The organism is Billgrantia desiderata (genome assembly GCF_900108215.1).
GTDB classification, from domain to species: domain Bacteria; phylum Pseudomonadota; class Gammaproteobacteria; order Pseudomonadales; family Halomonadaceae; genus Halomonas; species Halomonas desiderata.
In genome coordinates, this window is the sequence record NZ_FNVC01000005.1 from 154,809 (window position 1) to 173,504 (window position 18,696).

General features: G+C 64.4%; 15 protein-coding genes and 8 tRNA genes. 16 read left to right on the plus strand and 7 right to left on the minus strand.

Annotated features, from left to right (window positions below):
- Position 1: 1 nt before the first annotated feature.
- Positions 2-610, minus strand: coding sequence for a cytochrome-c oxidase, cbb3-type subunit II (ccoO, locus tag C4S71_RS07200; protein WP_010629677.1), 609 nt, complete (start codon positions 608-610; stop codon positions 2-4).
- A gap of 22 nt (positions 611-632) precedes the next feature.
- Positions 633-2,060 (minus strand): cytochrome-c oxidase, cbb3-type subunit I, encoded by a 1,428-nt coding sequence (gene ccoN, locus C4S71_RS07205; protein ID WP_086508541.1) that lies wholly within the window; start codon positions 2,058-2,060, stop codon positions 633-635.
- Between the two features lie 160 nt (positions 2,061-2,220).
- On the opposite strand from ccoN, the gene C4S71_RS07210 reads away from it, so the two are divergent.
- The 10 genes from C4S71_RS07210 (at position 2,221) to C4S71_RS07255 (ending at position 11,071) form a co-directional block, all read left to right on the plus strand.
- Complete coding sequence (locus tag C4S71_RS07210; RefSeq protein WP_103968707.1) at positions 2,221-2,952, plus strand: alpha/beta family hydrolase; 732 nt, start codon at positions 2,221-2,223, stop codon at positions 2,950-2,952.
- A gap of 139 nt (positions 2,953-3,091) precedes the next feature.
- Positions 3,092-3,167: transfer RNA gene (locus C4S71_RS07215), tRNA-Val, on the plus strand.
- Between the two features lie 53 nt (positions 3,168-3,220).
- Positions 3,221-3,297, plus strand: a tRNA-Asp gene (locus C4S71_RS07220).
- A 28-nt stretch (positions 3,298-3,325) separates the two neighbouring features.
- Positions 3,326-3,402 (plus strand) — tRNA-Asp (locus C4S71_RS07225).
- 50 nt (positions 3,403-3,452) lie between these two features.
- Positions 3,453-3,529, plus strand: a tRNA-Val gene (locus tag C4S71_RS07230).
- Positions 3,530-3,532: 3 nt separating this feature from the next.
- Positions 3,533-3,609, plus strand: a tRNA-Asp gene (locus C4S71_RS07235).
- 287 nt (positions 3,610-3,896) lie between these two features.
- Positions 3,897-5,840 (plus strand): FAD-dependent oxidoreductase, encoded by a 1,944-nt coding sequence (locus C4S71_RS07240; RefSeq protein ID WP_479688559.1) that lies wholly within the window; start codon positions 3,897-3,899, stop codon positions 5,838-5,840.
- 426 nt (positions 5,841-6,266) lie between these two features.
- Positions 6,267-8,189, plus strand: coding sequence for a PrkA family serine protein kinase (locus tag C4S71_RS07245; RefSeq protein ID WP_086508538.1), 1,923 nt, complete (start codon positions 6,267-6,269; stop codon positions 8,187-8,189).
- Between the two features lie 23 nt (positions 8,190-8,212).
- A complete protein-coding gene (locus C4S71_RS07250) occupies positions 8,213-9,496 on the plus strand; it encodes a YeaH/YhbH family protein (protein ID WP_086508537.1) in 1,284 nt (427 codons plus the stop codon).
- Between the two features lie 18 nt (positions 9,497-9,514).
- Positions 9,515-11,071, plus strand: a complete 1,557-nt coding sequence (locus C4S71_RS07255; protein ID WP_086508536.1) for a SpoVR family protein — start codon at positions 9,515-9,517, stop codon at positions 11,069-11,071.
- A gap of 79 nt (positions 11,072-11,150) precedes the next feature.
- Here C4S71_RS07255 and C4S71_RS07260 read toward each other — a convergent pair whose 3' ends face one another.
- The gene (locus C4S71_RS07260) at positions 11,151-11,504 is read right to left on the minus strand and encodes a high-potential iron-sulfur protein (RefSeq protein ID WP_176342760.1); all 354 of its coding nucleotides are present in this window, start codon (positions 11,502-11,504) and stop codon (positions 11,151-11,153) included.
- Between the two features lie 346 nt (positions 11,505-11,850).
- On the opposite strand from C4S71_RS07260, the gene C4S71_RS07265 reads away from it, so the two are divergent.
- Entirely contained in the window at positions 11,851-12,270 is a 420-nt protein-coding gene (locus C4S71_RS07265; protein ID WP_103968709.1) for a CopD family protein, read from the plus strand.
- 53 nt (positions 12,271-12,323) lie between these two features.
- On the opposite strand, the gene C4S71_RS07270 is transcribed toward C4S71_RS07265, so the two are convergent.
- On the minus strand, positions 12,324-12,788 hold the full coding sequence (locus C4S71_RS07270; RefSeq protein WP_086508534.1) for a DUF2231 domain-containing protein: 465 nt from the start codon (positions 12,786-12,788) through the stop codon (positions 12,324-12,326).
- A gap of 99 nt (positions 12,789-12,887) precedes the next feature.
- Between C4S71_RS07270 and coxB the strand changes: the two genes are divergently transcribed.
- From coxB to C4S71_RS07295, 5 genes are all read left to right on the plus strand, one after another.
- Complete coding sequence (coxB, locus tag C4S71_RS07275; protein ID WP_235014242.1) at positions 12,888-13,889, plus strand: cytochrome c oxidase subunit II; 1,002 nt, start codon at positions 12,888-12,890, stop codon at positions 13,887-13,889.
- Positions 13,886-16,417 (plus strand): cytochrome c oxidase subunit I, encoded by a 2,532-nt coding sequence (gene ctaD, locus C4S71_RS07280; protein ID WP_103968710.1) that lies wholly within the window; start codon positions 13,886-13,888, stop codon positions 16,415-16,417. The genes coxB and ctaD overlap by 4 nt, the downstream gene beginning before the upstream one ends.
- A complete protein-coding gene (locus tag C4S71_RS07285; protein ID WP_086508532.1) occupies positions 16,414-16,764 on the plus strand; it encodes a hypothetical protein in 351 nt (116 codons plus the stop codon). Before ctaD ends, C4S71_RS07285 begins: the two co-directional genes overlap by 4 nt.
- Positions 16,765-16,892: 128 nt before the next feature.
- Positions 16,893-17,168 carry an Lrp/AsnC family transcriptional regulator gene (locus tag C4S71_RS07290; protein ID WP_086508531.1) on the plus strand — a complete coding sequence of 92 codons (276 nt, stop codon included), beginning with the start codon at positions 16,893-16,895 and terminating at the stop codon, positions 17,166-17,168.
- Positions 17,169-17,254: 86 nt separating this feature from the next.
- On the plus strand, positions 17,255-18,139 hold the full coding sequence (locus C4S71_RS07295; protein WP_103968711.1) for a DNA/RNA non-specific endonuclease: 885 nt from the start codon (positions 17,255-17,257) through the stop codon (positions 18,137-18,139).
- A gap of 119 nt (positions 18,140-18,258) precedes the next feature.
- On the opposite strand, the gene C4S71_RS07300 is transcribed toward C4S71_RS07295, so the two are convergent.
- The 3 genes from C4S71_RS07300 to C4S71_RS07310 form a co-directional block, all read right to left on the minus strand.
- Positions 18,259-18,345: transfer RNA gene (locus tag C4S71_RS07300), tRNA-Leu, on the minus strand.
- A 46-nt stretch (positions 18,346-18,391) separates the two neighbouring features.
- Positions 18,392-18,478, minus strand: a tRNA-Leu gene (locus C4S71_RS07305).
- A gap of 33 nt (positions 18,479-18,511) precedes the next feature.
- Positions 18,512-18,598 (minus strand) — tRNA-Leu (locus tag C4S71_RS07310).
- Positions 18,599-18,696 lie beyond the last annotated feature (98 nt).

An 18,696-nucleotide genomic window follows, 5' to 3' on the forward strand; every position in this document is an offset into this window, starting at 1 on the left:
ATCAGCGCGTGCCCTCAAGCACGGTCCCCAACTGCTGCAGATAGGCCACCAGCGCGGTTATCTCCTGCTGGCCGCGGACTTCACGCGTGGCGTTGGCGATATCCTCGTCGGTGTAGGGCACGCCCAGCCGGCGCAGCGCTTCCATCTTGCGCGGGGTATCGCGCCCGTCGAGGGTGCGTTCGAACAGCCACGGGTAGGCCGGCATGATCGAGCCGGGTACCACGTCGCGCGGGTTGTACATGTGGGCACGGTGCCAGTCGTCGCTGTAGCGACCGCCGACGCGCGCCAGGTCCGGACCGGTACGCTTGGAGCCCCACAGGAAGTTGTGCTCGTAGATGAACTCGCCCGCCACGCTATAGTGGCCGTAGCGCTCGGTCTCGGCGCGGAACGGGCGGATCATCTGCGAGTGACAGCCGACGCAGCCCTCACGCCGGTAGATGTCGCGTCCTTCCAGCTCCAGCGCGGAGAGCGGACGCAGCCCGTCCACCGGCTCCGTGGTCTGCTTCTGGAAGAACAGCGGCACGATCTCGGCCAGGCCGCCGAAGCTGATCACCACCAGGATCAACACGGCGAGCAGGCCTACGTTCTTTTCGACAATCTCGTGTTTCATTGGTGTCGGTATCCCCGGTTGCTCAGGCGGTCTGCGGAAGCGGCTGCTGGGTGGCGGCTTCGCTGCGCTTGACGGTCATGAAGACGTTGTAAGCCATGATCAGCATGCCCACGACCCAGAACAGACCGCCGATCAGGCGCACGACGTAGCCGGGACCGCTGGCTTCGACCGACTCCATGAAGGTGTACATCAGGGTGCCGTCCGGGTTGATGGCGCGCCACATCAGACCCTGCAGGATACCGTTGACCCACATCGCGGCGATGTAGAGTACGGTACCGATGGTGGAGAGCCAGAAGTGCACGGCGATCAGGCCGACGGAGTACATCTCGGTGCGGCCGAACAGGCGCGGGATCAGGTGGTACATGGAGCCGATGGTGATCATCGCCACCCAGCCCAGGGCGCCGGCGTGCACGTGACCGATGGTCCAGTCGGTGTAGTGGGACAGGGCGTTGACCGTTTTCACCGCCATCATCGGCCCTTCGAAGGTGGACATGCCGTAGAAGGCCAGGGCCACGACCAGGAAGCGCAGGGTCGGGTCGGTGCGCAGCTTATGCCAGGCGCCGGAGAGAGTCATCATGCCGTTGATCATGCCGCCCCAGGAGGGCGCCAGCAGGATGATCGACATCACCATGCCCAGCGACTGGGCCCAGTCCGGCAGCGCGGTGTAGTGCAGGTGGTGCGGGCCGGCCCACATGTAGATCATGATCAGCGCCCAGAAGTGCACGATCGACAGGCGATAGGAGTAGATCGGGCGCTCGGCCTGCTTGGGCACGAAGTAGTACATCATGCCGAGGAAGCCGGCGGTCAGGAAGAAGCCCACCGCGTTGTGCCCGTACCACCACTGCACCATGGCGTCGATGGTGCCGGAGTAGAGCGAGACGGAGTACATCATGGTGACCGGGATCGCCGCGTTGTTGACGATGTGCAGCACCGCCACGGTCAGGATGAAGGCGGCGAAGAACCAGTTGGCCACGTAGATGTGGGAGGTGCGGCGCTGCTTGACGGTCATCAGGAAGACCACGGCATAGCTGACCCAGACCACGGCGATCAGAATGTTGATCGGCCACTCGAGCTCGGCGTACTCCTTGGTGGTGGTGTAGCCCAGCGGCAGCGTGACCACCGCCGAGAGGATCACCGCCTGCCAGCCCCAGAAGGTGAAGGCCGCCAGCTTGTCGGAGAACAGCCGCGTCTGGCAGGTGCGCTGCACCACGTAATACGAGGTTGCCATCAGGGCGGAGCCACCGAAGGCGAAGATGACGGCGTTGGTGTGCAGCGGGCGCAGGCGGCCGAAGCTGGTCCAAGGCAGGTCGAGGTTGAGTTGCGGCCATACCAGCTGTGCGGCAAGGATGACACCGAGGAGCATGCCCACGATGCCCCACACCACTGTCATGATCGCGAACTGCCGAACTACCTTGTAGTTGTAGGTCGGGTGCTCTAATGCTGTGCTCATGTCAGGTTCCCATCGAACGCGTGTCGAGAACTCGTGGTGGCGGCTGCCACTCGGCGCTCCCGGTTGGGTGATGCAGGTCAGAAAGCAGAGCGGATTCTAGCGCAGCCGTCTGACAGACTGAAACAAGGATACAGGTGAAACTGGTATAGGAATTTGACGCGTGTCGGACTTTCCGTCGAAAGCTGCGCTGACCATCGAACCTGCCCAACTGCGCGAACGGGAGCCGAAAGAGCGACTCGGAAACTGGTTCGTGGAAGGGCTGGGGCCGCTCGAAGTGAAGGGCGACGGCAGCAGCGGTTGCCTGCTGATCGCCCATGGCGCGGGGGCTGGCCAGCAGTCGCCATACATGAGCCGGATACGTGAGGCGCTCGCCCAGCATGGGGTCCAGACGCTGGCGATCGAGTTCGCCTACATGCAGCGAATGCAGCGTGAAGGCAGGCGAAGACCACCACCGCGTATCGACCTCTTGGTAGAAGAATTGTCACAGTGGTGCGACATTCTGACACGGCCTGAAGGGGGTAATCCGTGGCTCGGCGGCAAGTCGATGGGCGGACGCGCGGCCAGTCTGCTGGCAGCGAACGAAGAGGTGGCCGGCCTGGTACTGTGCGGCTACCCCTTTCACCCGCCCGGCAAGCCCGAGCGCCTGCGTCTGTCGCACTGGCCGTCGATCGGCTGTCCTACCCTGGTGGTGCAGGGCAGCCGCGACCCGTTCGGCACGCGAGAAGAGGTCGAGGGCTACACGTTGGCCGAGGGGGTGAAGGTGCACTGGCTCGCCGATGGCGACCATGACTGGAAGCCGCGGCGCTCGTCGGGTCGAAGCCAGGCGGAGTTGATCGATGAGGGGGCGGCCGTAATCGCTGCCTTCATGCGGACTCATGGCCAGGTGCAGTGAGCGACGGCAAGCGTGATGCGGCCTGTAGCCGGATTCAGCGTCGGGAGCGGCCCCGCGCCAGCCCTCACGCTTCTCGGTGGCGACGCAAAGGCATTGACAAGGCAGCGGATCTCTGTAGAATTCAGCGCCACGTGACCAGGGGTGGTTAGCTCAGCTGGGAGAGCACCAGCCTTACAAGCTGGGGGTCACAGGTTCGAACCCTGTACCACCCACCATCGCGTCCGAACAGGGCGATGGCAAGAACCTGGGCACGTAGGAAGCAAGCAGCGGACCGGTAGTTCAGTCGGTTAGAATGCCGGCCTGTCACGCCGGAGGTCGCGGGTTCGAGTCCCGTCCGGTCCGCCATCGTTTCCGCCGCTGGTGTCATCAGTGTGGACCGGTAGTTCAGTCGGTTAGAATGCCGGCCTGTCACGCCGGAGGTCGCGGGTTCGAGTCCCGTCCGGTCCGCCATGATGCTCTGGCGAACACTTCGCACGCGCTGCTGCAAGTGCGATATCCGTGGGTGATTAGCTCAGTTGGTTAGAGCACCAGCCTCACATGCTGGGGGTCACTGGTTCGAGTCCGGTATCACCCACCACGCGGACCGGTAGTTCAGTCGGTTAGAATGCCGGCCTGTCACGCCGGAGGTCGCGGGTTCGAGTCCCGTCCGGTCCGCCATTCGATTTCAGGCCCCGAGCCCACGGCTCGGGGCCTTTTCGTATCGACTATACTCCCACCGCCGGCCCACGCTGGCTTGCATTGGCTGCGGATATCGCCCGCGGCGTGCCAGGCTCGCTTCGCCCTTCGGCGTATGTGCCGCTTTTTCTTTTGCGCCTGTCGTTCAGCTATCATACAGTTGTTTGAAATTGACCGTGACTCGACCCAAGGAGGAGTTCGGCGTGCGCTATCCTCATCTTTTTCGTCCGCTCGAGGTGGGCCATCTGACACTGCCCAACCGCGTGCTGATGGGTTCCATGCATACCAATCTTGAAGAGGCGCCGAACGGCTTCGCTCGCCTGGCGGCGTTCTATGCCGAACGTGCCCGGGCCGGCGTCGGCCTGATCGTCACCGGGGGCATCGCGCCCAATCCGGAAGGGGCGGTTTTCCAGGGGGCAGCCACGCTGGAGCGCGCCGAGCAGGTGGCCGATCACCGCAGCGTGGTCGAGGCCGTGCACGCCGAGGGCGGTCGCATCTGCATGCAGATCCTGCATGCCGGCCGCTACGCCTACTCTCCCGAGCTGGTGGCGCCTTCGCCGATCCAGGCGCCGATCAACCCCTTCGTGCCGCATGAGCTCAGCGACGAGGAGGTGGAGCGCCAGATCGAGGCCTACGTGCGCTGTGCCTCGCTGGCCCGGGAGGCCGGCTACGACGGCGTCGAGGTGATGGGCTCCGAGGGCTATTTGATCAACCAGTTCCTGTGCCTGCGCACCAACCATCGCGACGACCGCTGGGGCGGGCCGTTCGACAACCGCATGCGCTTCGCCGTCGAGATCGTGTCGCGTATTCGCCAGGCGGTGGGCGACGACTTCCTGATCATCTTCCGGCTGTCGATGATCGACCTGGTGGAAGAGGGCAGCACCTGGGAAGAGGTGGTGACCCTGGGGCGTGCCGTCGAGGCTGCCGGGGCCAGCCTGATCAATACCGGCATCGGCTGGCACGAGGCGCGCGTACCCACCATCGTCACCAGTGTACCGCGGGCGGCCTTCACCGAGGTTACCCGGCGCATGAAGGCCGAGCTCGCCATTCCGCTGATCACCACCAACCGCATCAACATGCCCGAGGTGGCAGAGCGCGTGCTGGCCGAAGGCCACGCCGACATGGTCTCCATGGCGCGTCCCTTTCTCGCCGACCCGGCCTGGGTCGCCAAGGCGGCCGAAGGGCGTGACGATGAGATCAATACCTGCATCGCCTGCAACCAGGCGTGCCTGGATCACACCTTCCAGGGCAAGCTCACCTCCTGTCTGGTCAACCCCCAGGCCTGCCACGAAACCGAGCTCGTCATCGAAGCGGCCGAGACGCTGCGCGACGTCGCCGTGGTCGGTGGCGGTCCGGCGGGGCTGGCGGCGGCACTCACCGCGGCTCGTCGCGGTCACCGGGTGGTGCTCTTCGAGCGCATCGGAGAGCTGGGCGGTCAGTTCAACCTGGCGCGCAAGATCCCCGGCAAGGAGGAGTTCGACGAGACGTTGCGCTACTTCAAGGTGATGCTCGACAAGCTGGGCGTCACGGTCAAGTTGGGCACCGAGGCCGACGTGCAGACGCTGCGCGGCTTCGACGCGGTGATTCTGGCCAGCGGGGTGCGCCCGCGTCGCCTCGAGCTGCCGGGCATCGAGCACCCCAAGGTGCTGAGCTATCCCATGGCGATCCAGCACCCCGAGCGGGTCGGGCGTCGGGTGGCGATCATCGGGGCCGGCGGCATCGGCTTCGACGTGGCCGAGCTGCTGACCCACGTGGGCCATCCCTCGCTCGATCGTGACGCCTGGTGTGCCGAGTGGGGCGTCGATCTCGGCGTGGCCGAGCGCGGCGGCCTGCGCCCGCCCGAGCGTCCCGAGACGCCGCGGCAGGTCTTCCTGCTGCAGCGCAAGACCTCCAAGCCCGGCAAGGGGCTGGGCAAGTCCACCGGCTGGGTGCACCGCATGTCGCTGCGCCACCGCAACGTGGAAATGCTGGCTGGCTGCGAATACATGGGCATCGACGACGACGGCCTGCATATCCGCCTGGGCGGAGAGCCGCGTCTGCTCGAGGTCGACAGCGTGGTGATCTGCGCAGGCCAAGACCCGGTGCGCGAACTCCTCGAGCCGCTCAAGGAGGCCGGCGTGGCGGTGCATCTGATCGGTGGCGCCGACGAGGCTGCCGAGCTCGACGCCAAGCGCGCCATCGACCAGGGCACCCGCGTGGCGGCGGGGCTCTAGCCGCTGCGTTGACAGCTCAGTCTGGCCGAACCGCTAAGCTGATAGACCCGCTTCTCCATAGGCTGCCGGTCGCGCTTGTCCGATGCGCCGACTGGCAGCCTGCCGTCCCGCTGTCGCTCGCCTTCATTATTCTTCGCTCTTGCGTGCCTTGGCCCGCGCATGGCGCCTGTTTGCCCATTGGCCGGCATGACCTTGCCATGCGTTTGTGGATGGCGATACGAGCGATCGCCAACTGCGTCCTAATAACGTTTACGCTTCATTCGATCCGTCATCGAACCCTTGGCATGCCCTGCGTTCTCATGGTTATCCTACCCTTGCGTTGATTATTTGCCGCCCACTGCGCCCCGAAGTGACTAGGCTGATGAGTAACCCGCGGCGGCCATCCGGTTCGATGGTCAGGGGGGGTAAGGCAAACAGGAGGCTTCGATGAGCATCTTCGACCATGTGCAGAACCGCTTCTCTCGTGTCCAGCAGGAGGAAATGACCCTGCAGGAATACCTGGAGCTGTGCCGTGAGGACCCCATGGCCTACGCCAGCGCCGCCGAGCGGATGCTGAAGGCCATTGGTGAACCCGAGGTGATCGACACCGCCAAGGACGCGCGGCTCTCCCGAATCTTTTCCAACAAGGTGATCCGGCGCTACCCGGCCTTTTCCGAGTTCTACGGCATGGAAGAGGCGATCGAGCAGATCGTGGCCTACTTCCGCCACGCCGCCCAGGGGCTCGAGGAGCGCAAGCAGATCCTCTACCTGCTCGGTCCGGTGGGCGGCGGCAAGTCGTCGTTGGCAGAGCGGCTCAAGCTGCTGATGGAGCATATTCCGTTCTACGCCATCAAGGGCTCGCCGGTGTACGAATCGCCGTTGGGGCTGTTCTCTCCCGAGGAGGACGGCGAGCTGCTGGAGAAGGAGTACGGCATCCCGCGGCGCTACGTGAAGAGCGTGATGTCGCCCTGGGCGGCCAAGCGCCTCAAGGAGTACGGCGGCGATATCTCCCAGTTCAAGGTGGTGCGTCTGTACCCCTCGCGGCTCAACCAGATCGCCATCTCCAAGACCGAGCCGGGCGACGAAAACAACCAGGACATCTCTTCGCTGGTGGGCAAGGTCGACATTCGCCAGCTCGAGCTCTACTCCCAGGATGACCCGGACGCCTACAGCTTCTCCGGCGGCCTGTGCAAGGCCAACCAGGGGTTGATGGAGTTCATCGAGATGTTCAAGGCGCCGATCAAGGTGCTGCACCCGCTGCTGACAGCGACTCAGGAGGGCAACTACAACCCCACCGAGGGTATGGGCGCGATCCCCTTCGAAGGCATCGTGCTGGCCCACTCCAACGAGAGCGAGTGGCAGGCATTCCGCAACAACCGCAACAACGAGGCGTTCCTCGATCGCGTCTACATCGTCAAGGTACCTTACTGCCTGCGCGTGACCGAGGAGATCAACATCTACAAGAAGCTGCTCGAGCACTCCTCGCTCAATCAGGCCCCCTGTGCCCCCGATACCTTGCGCATGCTGGCGCAGTTCTCGGTGCTCTCGCGGCTCAAGGAGCCGGAGAATTCCAGCATCTACTCCAAGATGCGGGTCTACGACGGTGAGAACCTCAAGGACACCGACCCCAAGGCCAAGTCGATCCAGGAGTATCGCGACGCCGCGGGGGTCGACGAGGGCATGGACGGGCTCTCCACCCGCTTTGCCTTCAAGATCCTGTCGAAGGTGTTCAACTTCGACAATCACGAGATCGCCGCCAACCCGGTGCACCTGCTCTACGTGCTCGAGCAGCGCCTCGAACAGGAGCATCTGCCCAAGGAGACCTTCGAGCGCTACCTGCGCTACATCAAGGAGTTCCTGGCTCCACGCTACGTCGACTTCATCGGCAAGGAGATCCAGACCGCCTATCTCGAGTCCTACTCCGAGTACGGTCAGAACATCTTCGACCGCTACGTCACCTACGCCGACTTCTGGATTCAGGACCAGGAGTATCGCGACCCCGAGACCGGCGAGCTGTTCAACCGCCAGTCGCTCAACGAGGAGCTGGAGAAGATCGAGAAGCCGGCCGGCATCTCCAATCCCAAGGACTTCCGTCACGAGGTGGTCAACTTCGTGCTGCGGGCGCGTGCGCAGAACAACGGCATGAACCCCAGCTGGCAGTCCTACGAGAAGCTGCGCGGCGTGATCGAGCACAAGATGTTCGCCAACACCGAGGAGCTGCTGCCGGTGATCTCCTTCAATGCCAAGGCGTCCACCGCGGATCAGAAGAAGCACGAGGACTTCGTGGCGCGCATGAAGGAGCGCGGCTATACCGAGAAGCAGGTACGGCTGCTCTCGGAGTGGTACCTGCGGGTGCGTAAATCGCAATAAGCGGCGCGAGCCAGGAGGTCAGCATGACCTATTTCATCGACCGACGCGCCAACGCCAAGAACAAGAGCGCCGTGAACCGTCAGCGCTTTCTCGACCGCTACCGCACGCACATCAAGCGTTCGGTGGAGGAGGCGGTCAACCGCCGTTCCATCACCGACATGGAGCGGGGTGAGAAGGTCTCGATTCCCACCAGGGACATCTCGGAGCCGGTGTTCCAGCACGGACCGGGCGGCAAGCGCACCATCGTCAGCCCCGGCAACAAGGAGTTCGTCGAAGGTGACAAGCTGCGCCGTCCCGGTGGGGGCGGCGGTGGGGGTGGCGCCGGTGAGGGTAACGCCTCCAATCAGGGCGAGGGCATGGACGAGTTCGCCTTCAGCCTGACCCGCGAGGAGTTCCTCGACTTCGTCTTCGACGGGCTCGAGCTGCCGCACCTTGAGCGCAAGGCGCTCAAGGACCTCGACGAGGTGAAGCCGGTGCGCGCCGGGGTCACCCGCGACGGGGTGCCGGCGCGGATCAACATCGTGCGCTCCATGCGCGAGGCGTATGCCCGGCGCATCGCCATGCGGGCACCGATCCGGCGTGCCCTGCGCGAGGCGCAGGAGGCCCTGGAGGAGGAGGAAGGCAAGGACCCGGTGCTGCGCAATCCGTCGCGGATCGCCGAGCTCAAGGCAGAGATCGAGCGTCTCGAGAAGCGCCTCGAGGCGGTGCCCTACATCGACACCTACGACCTGCGCTACAACAACCTGATCAATCAGCCCCAGCCCTCGAGCAAGGCGGTAATGTTCTGCGTGATGGACGTGTCCGGCTCCATGACCCAGGCCCACAAGGACATCGCCAAACGCTTCTTCCTGCTGCTCTATCTCTTTCTAGAGCGCAACTACGAGAAGGTCGAACTGGTCTTCGTGCGTCACCACACCGCGGCCAAGGAGGTCGACGAGGAGGAGTTCTTCTACTCGCGGGAGACCGGCGGCACCATCGTTTCCAGCGCCCTGAGCCTGGTCGATGAGATCATCACCCGACGCTACTCGCCGGCGCAGTGGAATCTCTACGTGGCTCAGGCCTCGGACGGCGACAACTGGGACGACGACTCGGTGAACTGCCGCGAGCTGCTGATGAAGAAGCTGATGCCGCGTCTGCAGTACTACACCTATGTGGAGATCACGCCCCATGCTCATCAGGCGCTGTGGGAGGAGTACGAAACGGTGGCCACCGAGCACCCCGACCGCTTCGCCATGCGCCAGATCGTCGAGGCAGGCGATATCTATCCGGTGTTCCGTGAGCTGTTCAAGCGCCGCGCCGCCCATTGACGTGGATGAGGAGGCCTCATGACCCGACGCAAGCCGATTGCCACCGGTTCCGACTGGAACTTCGACATCCTCAAGTCATATGAGCAGGAGCTGGCCAGGCTGGCCGACGAGTACCGGCTGGACACCTATCCCAATCAGATCGAGATCATCACCACCGAGCAGATGATGGACGCCTATGCCAGCGTGGGGATGCCGGTGGGCTACCATCACTGGTCGTTCGGCAAGCAGTTCCTGGCCGTGGAGCAGGCCTACCGGCGGGGCCAGATGGGGCTGGCCTACGAGCTGGTGATCAACTCCGACCCCTGCATCGCCTATCTGATGGAGGAGAACACCCTGATGATGCAGGTGCTGGTCATGGCCCACGCCTGCTATGGCCACAACTCCTTCTTCAAGGGCAACTATCTGTTTCGTACCTGGACGGATGCCAGCTCGATCGTCGACTACCTGGTGTTCGCGCGTCGATACGTGGCGGAATGCGAGCAGCGCCACGGGGTGACCGCCGTGGAGCAGCTGCTCGATGCCTGCCACGCGCTGCAGAACTACGGCGTCGATCGTTACAAGCGACCGTCGCCCATCTCCGCCGAGGAGGAGGTGCGCCGTCAGGCGGAGCGCGAGGCCTACCTGCAGACCCAGGTCAACACCCTATGGCGCACCATTCCGGGCCGCCAGGCGGCTGATGCGCTGCCCGGCAGTCTGGCCAGCGACGAGGATCCGCTGGGCCTGCACGGGGGTGGGCGCTATCCGCCCGAGCCCCAGGAGAACCTGCTCTACTTCATCGAGAAGAACGCGCCGCTGCTGGCGCCGTGGCAGCGCGAGATCGTGCGCATCGTGCGCAAGCTGGCGCAGTACTTCTACCCCCAGCGCCAGACCCAGGTGATGAATGAAGGCTGGGCATCGTTCTGGCACTACACCCTGATGAACCGGCTCTACGACGAGGGGCTGGTCGACGAGGGGCTGATGCTGGAGTTCCTGCAGTCGCATACCGCCGTGGTCAGCCAGCCCGGTTTCGACAGCCCTTACTACAGCGGCATCAATCCTTACGCGCTGGGATTCGCCATGTTCAGCGACATCAAGCGCATGTGCGAAAACCCCACCGCCGAGGATCGCGAGTGGTTCCCCGACACCGCGGGCGGCGACTGGCTGGAGGCGGTGCACTTCGCCATGCGCAACTTCAAGGACGAATCCTTCATCCAGCAGTTCCTCTCGCCCAAGGTCATGCGCGACCTCAAGCTGTTCAGCATCGTCGACGACGATCAGGAGGAGATGCTGGAGGTGGCGGCCATTCACGACGAGCGCGGCTATCGTCGCATTCGGGAGGCGCTGGCGGCGCAGTACGCCCTGTCGCTGCGGGAGCCCAACATTCAGGTGTACGAAGCCGATATCCGCGGTAACCGCTCATTGACCCTGCACCACGTGCAGGACAGCCGACGACCGCTGGGCCGCAGCGTCTACCCGGTGATTCGCCACCTGCACCAGCTGTGGGGCTTCCCGGTGCGGCTGGAGTCGATTGCGGCGGATGGCAGCGTCGGCAGGCGCTATCAATGGCCGCTGCCGGACGAAGAGGGGAAAGAGTAGCGCCTGACGTAACGTCGGGCAGTTTGGGCCGTGCCGACAGCCGCGCTTCGTCGCGCGGCTGGTTCGGTCGGTTCCTGGCTCAGTCGGCGCTGATCCAGGACTGGCACCAGCCGCCGGGTTCGACGCTATTCTGTGGAAAAAGCTGGCAGCCTTCGCTGCGACGTTCGAAGAACATGCAGTTGCTGCAGGTTTCGCCTCGCTCGTAGGCGGGATGATCGCTGGCTCGCTCGGCCACTTCCACGTAGTTCAGTGCCTGGGCCTGCTCGTCGTTGGGGTTGAGCCTCGGCAGGGTCTGGGCGAACGCCTGGCGCGAGAGAGTGCCGGCTCCCAGGGGTAGAGCGGCGAGGCCCAGCAGGCTGTTGCGTAAGAAGTTGCGTCGGCTCTGATGAGCCGGGGAGCGATGCTTCTTGGCCATGGGAGGCTTCTTGGCCATTGAAAGTTCTCCTGCTTCGACACGGTCAAGTCGGTATGGAACAAACCCCACGGGCCGGGGCAGCTGCCGAGAGGACAGACGACGTACCGGCTCGATTATCAGACTCGACAAGGGGGAGTGAAGTTCTCGAGTGTTAAGCGGAGGAAACACTCTTTCGAGCCGAGGCGCAATTGCCGAATTTTGCCTTGCGTTTCAGTTCGGTGTCATGCGGTTTCGGCAGGGCAGTCGATGTAATGGAATGCGAAGGAGCGGAGCGAGAGACGCCGCCCGCCGGACCCGATGGCGCTGGCACCGCTAAGGTAGATTCGATAGTGTGGGTGAACACTGCTGCTGCAAGGATGCTGTTATGCCGTGGTTAAAGGTTCTGCACATCGCCACGCTGCTGTGCTGGTGTGCTTCGCTGCTGTATCTGCCGGCCATGCTGATGGCCAGTGCCCGAGCCCGGACGGGCAGCTCTTTCGAGGTGTCTGCCCCGGCGCTGCTGCGTTTCGTTTTCACTCACATCGCCACTCCCTTCGCCCTGGTGGCGATCATGAGCGGTACGCTGCTGTTCGTCGTGGCGCAGCTCGTCGGCGGCTGGCTGGTGCTGAAGCTGGCGGCGGTGAGCGGCATGGTGCTGTGCCATGTGCTGTGTGGTGCGCTGATCGTGCGCCTGGAGCGTGACCGACGCCGTTTCCTGATGCCGGCAAGCGTGTTGGTGGCCGCCATCGCCGCCACGCTCATGCTTGCCGTTCTCGTGCTGGTACTCAGCAAGCCATTCGATTGAGGCATGACAAGGAGAGTCACATGCACCACTCGACCCGCCATGCTCGGTCAACGTTACTTGTCGTCGATCTCGACGCCGACCGCCTCGTCGTAGACGAGCATGCCACCGAGAATCCCGGCCAGCACGATCAACCCCGCCGTCATCAGCGTCAGGCCAACGGCCCAGGGCAGCAGATCGGTGGGATTGAGGTAACGCCACAGCCAGTTGAGCGAGGCCAGCGACAGCATCATCACCGCCAGGATGGCGTGACACCAGCCCAGGATCATGTCGCGGATGCGCTTGACCGTCACCAGGTCGGTCAGTCCGGCAATGCTGGCGACCCATCCCCCCAGCGCGCCGATGCCGGCCAGCCACAGACTGGTGCGTGCCCAGAACGGGTCGCCGATGAACAGGAAAAGGGCGTCGCTGCCCACCACCAGCATCAGGCAGGCGATGGGGAAGTGCACCATGGTGGGATGAAGGGGATGGCCGGCAATGGCAGCACGGCTCTTGATCGAGCGTCTCGGTTGTTCAGCCATGTTCGCGTCCTTTGCGATCGGTTCAGAGGTCTCTCTGGCATTCAACGCTCTGACCGGCAGCGGGTCAACCGCCAGCGGCTGGCGAAAAGGGGCTGGGTCTTGCCGCTTGCGCTGCTGCTGGCGGGCTGTGCCGGCGAGATGTCGATCCTCGACCCCAGCGGTCCCGCCGCCCGCCACCAGTTCTGGGTGTGGTGGGCCATGCTCGGCGTCAGCGTGGTCGTGGCGCTGGTTCTCTTCACGCTCTGGCTCTATACCTTCCGGCGCCGCGAGCAGCCGGAGCGAACCCCGCGGGAGGAGCAGCGCATCATGCTGCGCTGGGTGCTGGGCGGCGGTATCGCGCTGCCGCTGGTCAGCATCATTGCGCTGCTGGTGTTCGCCGCGCCGACCGGTCGCAGCATGCTGCCTCTGCCACTGCCGGAGGGGGAAGCCGAACTCATCGAAGTGGTGGGGCATCAATGGTGGTGGGAAATCCGTTACCCCGGCGAAAACGGCGAGCCCGACGTGATCACCGCCAACCGGCTGGTGATGCCGGCCGGTGAACCGGTCGACTTCCGCATCGTCAGCGCGGACGTGATCCACGCTTTCTGGATTCCGCGCCTCGGCGGCAAGCGCGACATGTTGCCGGGGCGGCATTCGATCATTCGTCTCGAGGCCGACGTGCCCGGCGTCTTCGGCGCCCAGTGCGCCGAGTACTGCGGTGCCCAGCACACCAACATGCTGCTGCACGTCGAGGCGATGCCGCGTGAGGAGTACGATGCCTGGCTGGCCGAGCGCCGTGTCCCCCCCGCGCCTCGCGAAGGCTTCGACGAGGCGCGGCAGGCCTTCGGCGAGCACTGCGCAGCTTGCCACACCGTCGACGGCTTTCCGGAGGAGCTCATCGTCGACGACGTGACTTACGACATGGTCGGTCCCAACCTGACCGACATCGGCTCCCGCCCCACCCTCGGGGCCGGAGTGCTGCCCATGGAAGAGGGCGCCATCGCCTACTGGCTCGAGCATCACCAGACGCTCAAGCCCGGCAACAGGATGCCGCCGCATAACCATATCGACACCGAGACGCTGCAGGATATCGGAGCCTGGCTGGAGACGATGGAACCATGAGCGATATCAAGGACGCTACGCTGACGCCGGAGGTTCGGCGACTGCACAAGGGAATGGATGAGGTGTGGGGCAATCCCACAGGCCTGCGGGCCTTGACCGTGGTGAACCACACCACCGTCGGCCTGCGCTTCATGGTCACCGGGGCAATCTTCTTTCTGATCGGTGGTCTGCTGGCGATGCTGATCCGCACCCAGCTGGCTTTCCCCGACAACGACTTCATGTCCCACGAGATCTACAACCAGGTCTTCACCATGCACGGCACGGTGATGATGTTCCTGTTCGCCATCCCCATTCTCGAGGGGCTGGCGATCTACATGATTCCCAAGATGATCGGGGCTCGCGATCTGGTGTGTCCGCGGCTGACGGCCTTCGGCTATTACTGCTATCTGTTCGGCGGCATCATTCTCGCTTCCAGCCTGATCCTGGAAATCGCCCCGGCCAGTGGCTGGTTCATGTATACCCCGCTCAGCAGCGGCGAATACTCGCCCGGGCCGGGGTCCGACTTCTGGTTGCTGGGCATCACCTTCGTCGAGATATCGGCGCTCTCCGCCGGGGTCGAACTGGTGGTGTCGATCCTGCGCACGCGCACCCAGGGCATGGCGCTGCACAAGATGCCGCTGTTCGCCTGGTACATCCTGGCCATGGCGCTGATGATCGTGGTCGGCTTTCCGCCGCTCATTCTCGGCAGCATCCTGCTCGAGCTGGAGCGCGCTGCAGGAATGCCCTTCTTCGAGGTAGCCGGTGGCGGCGACCCGGTGCTCTGGGCGCACCTGTTCTGGCTGTTCGGCCACCCCGAGGTCTACATCATCTTCCTGCCGGGGGCGGGGATCGTCTCGACCCTGATCCCGGTCTTCGCCGGGCGACCCATCGTCGGCTACGGCTGGGTGGTGGCGGCGATCATCATCATGGGCTTCGTCAGTTTCGGGCTGTGGGTGCATCACATGTTCACCCTGGGCATACCGCAGCTGGCGCTGGCCTTCTTCTCGGCGGCGAGCATGCTGGTGGCGATTCCCACCGGTATCCAGATATTCGTCTGGCTCTCCACGCTGTGGCTGGGCCGGCCCAGGATGACGTTGCCGATGTTGTGGATCGTCGGCTTCCTGATCATCTTCGTGCTGGGCGGGCTGACCGGCGTCATGCTGGCGCTGGTGCCGTTCAACTGGCAGGTCCACGACACCCACTTCGTGGTTGCCCACATGCACTACGTGCTGGTGGGAGGCATGTTGTTTCCGCTGATGGCCGGGCTCTACTACTGGCTGCCTCAGGTGTCGGGGCGCATGCCCTCCGAGCGCCTGGGCAAGTGGAGCTTCTGGCTGATCTTCCTCGGCTTCAACGTCACCTTCCTGGTCATGCACTGGACCGGGCTGCTAGGCATGCGGCGGCGCGTCTTCACCTACGACACCGCCATGGGCTGGGACATCTACAACCTGATCTCCTCGGTAGGTGGTTTCATGATGTCCGCCGGCGTGGCGCTGCTGATTCTCGACATCGTGCTGCATTTCCGCTTCGGCAAGAAGGCACCGCAGAATCCGTGGGGAGCCGATACCCTGGAGTGGGCCATGCCCAAGCCGCCCACGGCCTACAATTTCGTCAGCCTGCCCGCGGTGGAGACGCGTCACCCGCTGTGGGAGAAGCCCGAGCTGTCGCGCACCATCTACGAGGGTGAGCACGGCCTCAATACCATCGACCATGGCAGGCGGGAGACCTGGGGCAGCGATGCGCTGACCGGCAAACTGCGCGAGACCGTCCACCTGCCGAGCAACTCCTGGTGGCCACTGTTCTCCTCGCTGGCCCTGGCCGCGGTATGCGTCAGCCTGCTGGTACGGGTCTATTGGGTGGCGGCCGTGGCAGTCGTGGTGGGTGTGGTACTGCTGCTGCGCTGGTCGTGGGAGAACGGCGCTCATCCCGGCAAGGCGCCCGAGGCGTCGATGGCGCCCACCGAGCCACCGTTGCACTACCACACCATGAACGGGCCCGGCGTCTGGTGCATGTCGGTGTCCCACCTGGCCAACGGCTCGCTCTATCTGTCGCTGCTGTTCGGCTGGTTCTATCTGTGGGTGGTGGCACCGGAGTGGCAGATGCCGGAAACCTCGCCGCTTTCGATGCCGCTGTTGGTGGCGGCCGGTGCGGCGCTGACCCTGGGCACGCTGCTGCTGGCCAAGGTGGTGCGTCGCCTGCGTCGCCGCGAGGGGAGCGGGCTCGGTCTGATGATGCATCTGGCGGGCGGCCTGGGCACCCTGCAGACGCTGCTGATCGTTGCGGTGATGTGGCTCGCGGGGCTGGCGCCTACCGAGACGGCGCATGACGCCACGCTGTTCGTGGCGCTGTGCTACGTGCTCATTCTGGCGGGTTTGGGGGCTGTGCTGTGCATCCTGCAGGGGCTGCGCGTCGGCTACGGCTACGTTAGCGTCGAAGCGCCGCTGGAGCCGGTGGTGGTGCTGCGCCTGTGGTACTACAGCCTGGTGGTCTACTGGAGTCTGTTCGTGGCCATCTGGGTCCTGCCGACCGTACTGGGAGGTGGCGCATGAGGCGGCTGCTGAAACTGACCCATCCGATTCACCTGGTCAGCGGGCTGACGATCTGGGGCATCTGGTTCGTGGCGATCTATGCCGGGCTCTCGGTGGCCTGCTCGGTGGCTCCCCCCGAGCCCGAGAGCGACATGTTCACCGGCATCAACCTGGGCGTCGGCGTGGCCACCCTGGTCACCACCGCGTTGCTGCTGTGGCTGACCTGGGCCAGCGTTGTCGCGGCACGCAGGGCGGAGGTGCGCCGCGAGTGCTACTTCGCCTATACCTCGGCCGGGGTGTTTCTGTTCTCGGCGGGCGGCACCCTGTTCGTCGGCTACCCCATCGTGTTCCTGCCGCCTTGTCTGTAAAGGTCGGTGCCGGGGGGGCGATCGGCTCGGCAGGAGCGCGGCGATTCAGCCGCCGGGGTGGGCCTGCTATACTCGCGCCAGCGCGGCGATGCCTGGCCGCAGGACTTCATCAACGGGGAGGGTGCCCGATGCAGAACGCCGTGATTCTGATCAACACCGAGAAGGGGCAGGTCAAGGCGGTGGCCGAGCGGCTTGCCGACGTGGAAGGCATCAGTGAGGTCTACTCCACCTGCGGTCGCTACGATCTGGTGGCGATCGCCCGCACGCGAGACTTCGAGAGCCTGGCCGAGCTGGTCACCGAACGCCTCAATGCCGTGGAAGGCATTCGCGATACCGAGACCCTGAATGCCATGCAGGTGCACTCGCGGCACGACCTCGAAACCATGTTCTCGCTCGGTTGGTAGACGCTCGCTAGCGACTATCGCCCGCTCGTAACCGTATCGAGCCGGTACCCGGATGTACCGGCAGTGGCTCCCCTGCGGATGAATTCATGGCTTTAGCACGTACCCGTGGCCGGCGGCGTCGCTCCGTACTGCCGCGCTGGCGCTCCCGCGTTCGTCAATTCGGCATCACTCTCGTTTTCGTGCTGGTCGGCAGCGGCCTGTGGTACACCCAGGAGCAGGAGTACCGCGACCAGCTGAGCTGGATGGGCGTGCCCACCTGGGACACCCTGACCCCGCTGACCGTGCATCGCGTGCTGCGCAACGACGGCTTCCTGGTGGGCTGGTCGGACGTGCGGGTCAATCCGCTGTGGGTGAGCTATCTGCTGCACGACGTGGAGGAGCGCCGGGCGGCACCCAGGCCAGACTTTCGCCGCGACTGGCGCACCCTGTGGCCGATTGCCGCCGACAGCTACTTCGGCAGCGGCTACGACCGCGGCCACCTGGCGCCCAACTACGCCATCGCCGTGGTGCACGGGAGTCAGGCCCAGGAGCAGTCGTTCCTGATGAGCAACATCTCGCCCCAGCGTCCCGATCTCAACCGGCGCCTGTGGCAGCGCCTGGAAGAGGTGGTGATCGACCACTTCGTGCCGCGCTTCGGTGTGGTCCAGGTGATCACCGGCCCGGTCTTTCCCGAGCGCTTTCTCGACAACGTGACCAACCGGGTAGGGCTGGTCGAGATTCCCGAGGCGTTCTACAAGATCGTCGTGGTGCCGGCCGAGGAGCCCATGGCGCTGGCCTTCATCATGCCCCAGGAGGTGCGCGGCGACGAACCGCTGGGCGACTACCTGGTGAGCATCGACGAAGTGGAGGCGCGTACCGGGCTCAACTTCTTCCCGCGGCTGCCCGAGGAGGTCGCCGAGGTATTGGAGGGAGAGGTGGTGGCTTCGGGCTGGGCGTTGGAAGAGGTCGCCCGGCTGCCCGCCAGATACTGAGGCGGGCCGGATACTGAGGTGGGGCAGCGTTCGGGCACAAAAAAACCGCGATGGGTCGCGGTTTCTCGTTTCACTCTGAAGGCTTTCAGCTTGCATGACGCGGCCTGCTCGGAGAGCAGTGGTGCCCAGGAGAGGACTTGAACCTCCACGTCCGTAAGGACACTAGCACCTGAAGCTAGCGCGTCTACCAATTCCGCCACCTGGGCGCATCATGCGGTAGTCGAGTCTGCCGTCGTGTTCGCGTGCCTGGGATGGTGCCCAGGAGAGGACTTGAACCTCCACATCCGTAAGGATACTAGCACCTGAAGCTAGCGCGTCTACCAATTCCGCCACCTGGGCGAACACGAGCGGGTCGAGCTGAATAAAGAGCGATGGTGCCCAGAAGAGGACTTGAACCTCCACGTCCGTAAGGACACTAGCACCTGAAGCTAGCGCGTCTACCAATTCCGCCATCTGGGCAGGCGACGCGTATCTTACCCAATTTGTGGGCCAATGCAAGAGCTGGGGCGGTGAAAGAGTGAAATAGCGGGCGACGTCGAGGTCGGGAGGTGCCGTCA

Coding starts and splice junctions, on each gene's coding strand:
- ccoO (WP_010629677.1), bottom strand. CDS start 610: ATGAAACACGAGATTGTCGAAAAGAACGTAGGCCTGCTCGCCGTGTTG.
- ccoN (WP_086508541.1), bottom strand. CDS start 2,060: ATGAGCACAGCATTAGAGCACCCGACCTACAACTACAAGGTAGTTCGG.
- C4S71_RS07240 (WP_479688559.1), top strand. CDS start 3,897: ATGGGTTCCATGCATACCAATCTTGAAGAGGCGCCGAACGGCTTCGCT.
- C4S71_RS07245 (WP_086508538.1), top strand. CDS start 6,267: ATGAGCATCTTCGACCATGTGCAGAACCGCTTCTCTCGTGTCCAGCAG.
- C4S71_RS07250 (WP_086508537.1), top strand. CDS start 8,213: ATGACCTATTTCATCGACCGACGCGCCAACGCCAAGAACAAGAGCGCC.
- C4S71_RS07255 (WP_086508536.1), top strand. CDS start 9,515: ATGACCCGACGCAAGCCGATTGCCACCGGTTCCGACTGGAACTTCGAC.
- C4S71_RS07260 (WP_176342760.1), bottom strand. CDS start 11,504: ATGGCCAAGAAGCCTCCCATGGCCAAGAAGCATCGCTCCCCGGCTCAT.
- C4S71_RS07265 (WP_103968709.1), top strand. CDS start 11,851: ATGCCGTGGTTAAAGGTTCTGCACATCGCCACGCTGCTGTGCTGGTGT.
- C4S71_RS07270 (WP_086508534.1), bottom strand. CDS start 12,788: ATGGCTGAACAACCGAGACGCTCGATCAAGAGCCGTGCTGCCATTGCC.
- ctaD (WP_103968710.1), top strand. CDS start 13,886: ATGAGCGATATCAAGGACGCTACGCTGACGCCGGAGGTTCGGCGACTG.
- C4S71_RS07285 (WP_086508532.1), top strand. CDS start 16,414: ATGAGGCGGCTGCTGAAACTGACCCATCCGATTCACCTGGTCAGCGGG.
- C4S71_RS07290 (WP_086508531.1), top strand. CDS start 16,893: ATGCAGAACGCCGTGATTCTGATCAACACCGAGAAGGGGCAGGTCAAG.
- C4S71_RS07295 (WP_103968711.1), top strand. CDS start 17,255: ATGGCTTTAGCACGTACCCGTGGCCGGCGGCGTCGCTCCGTACTGCCG.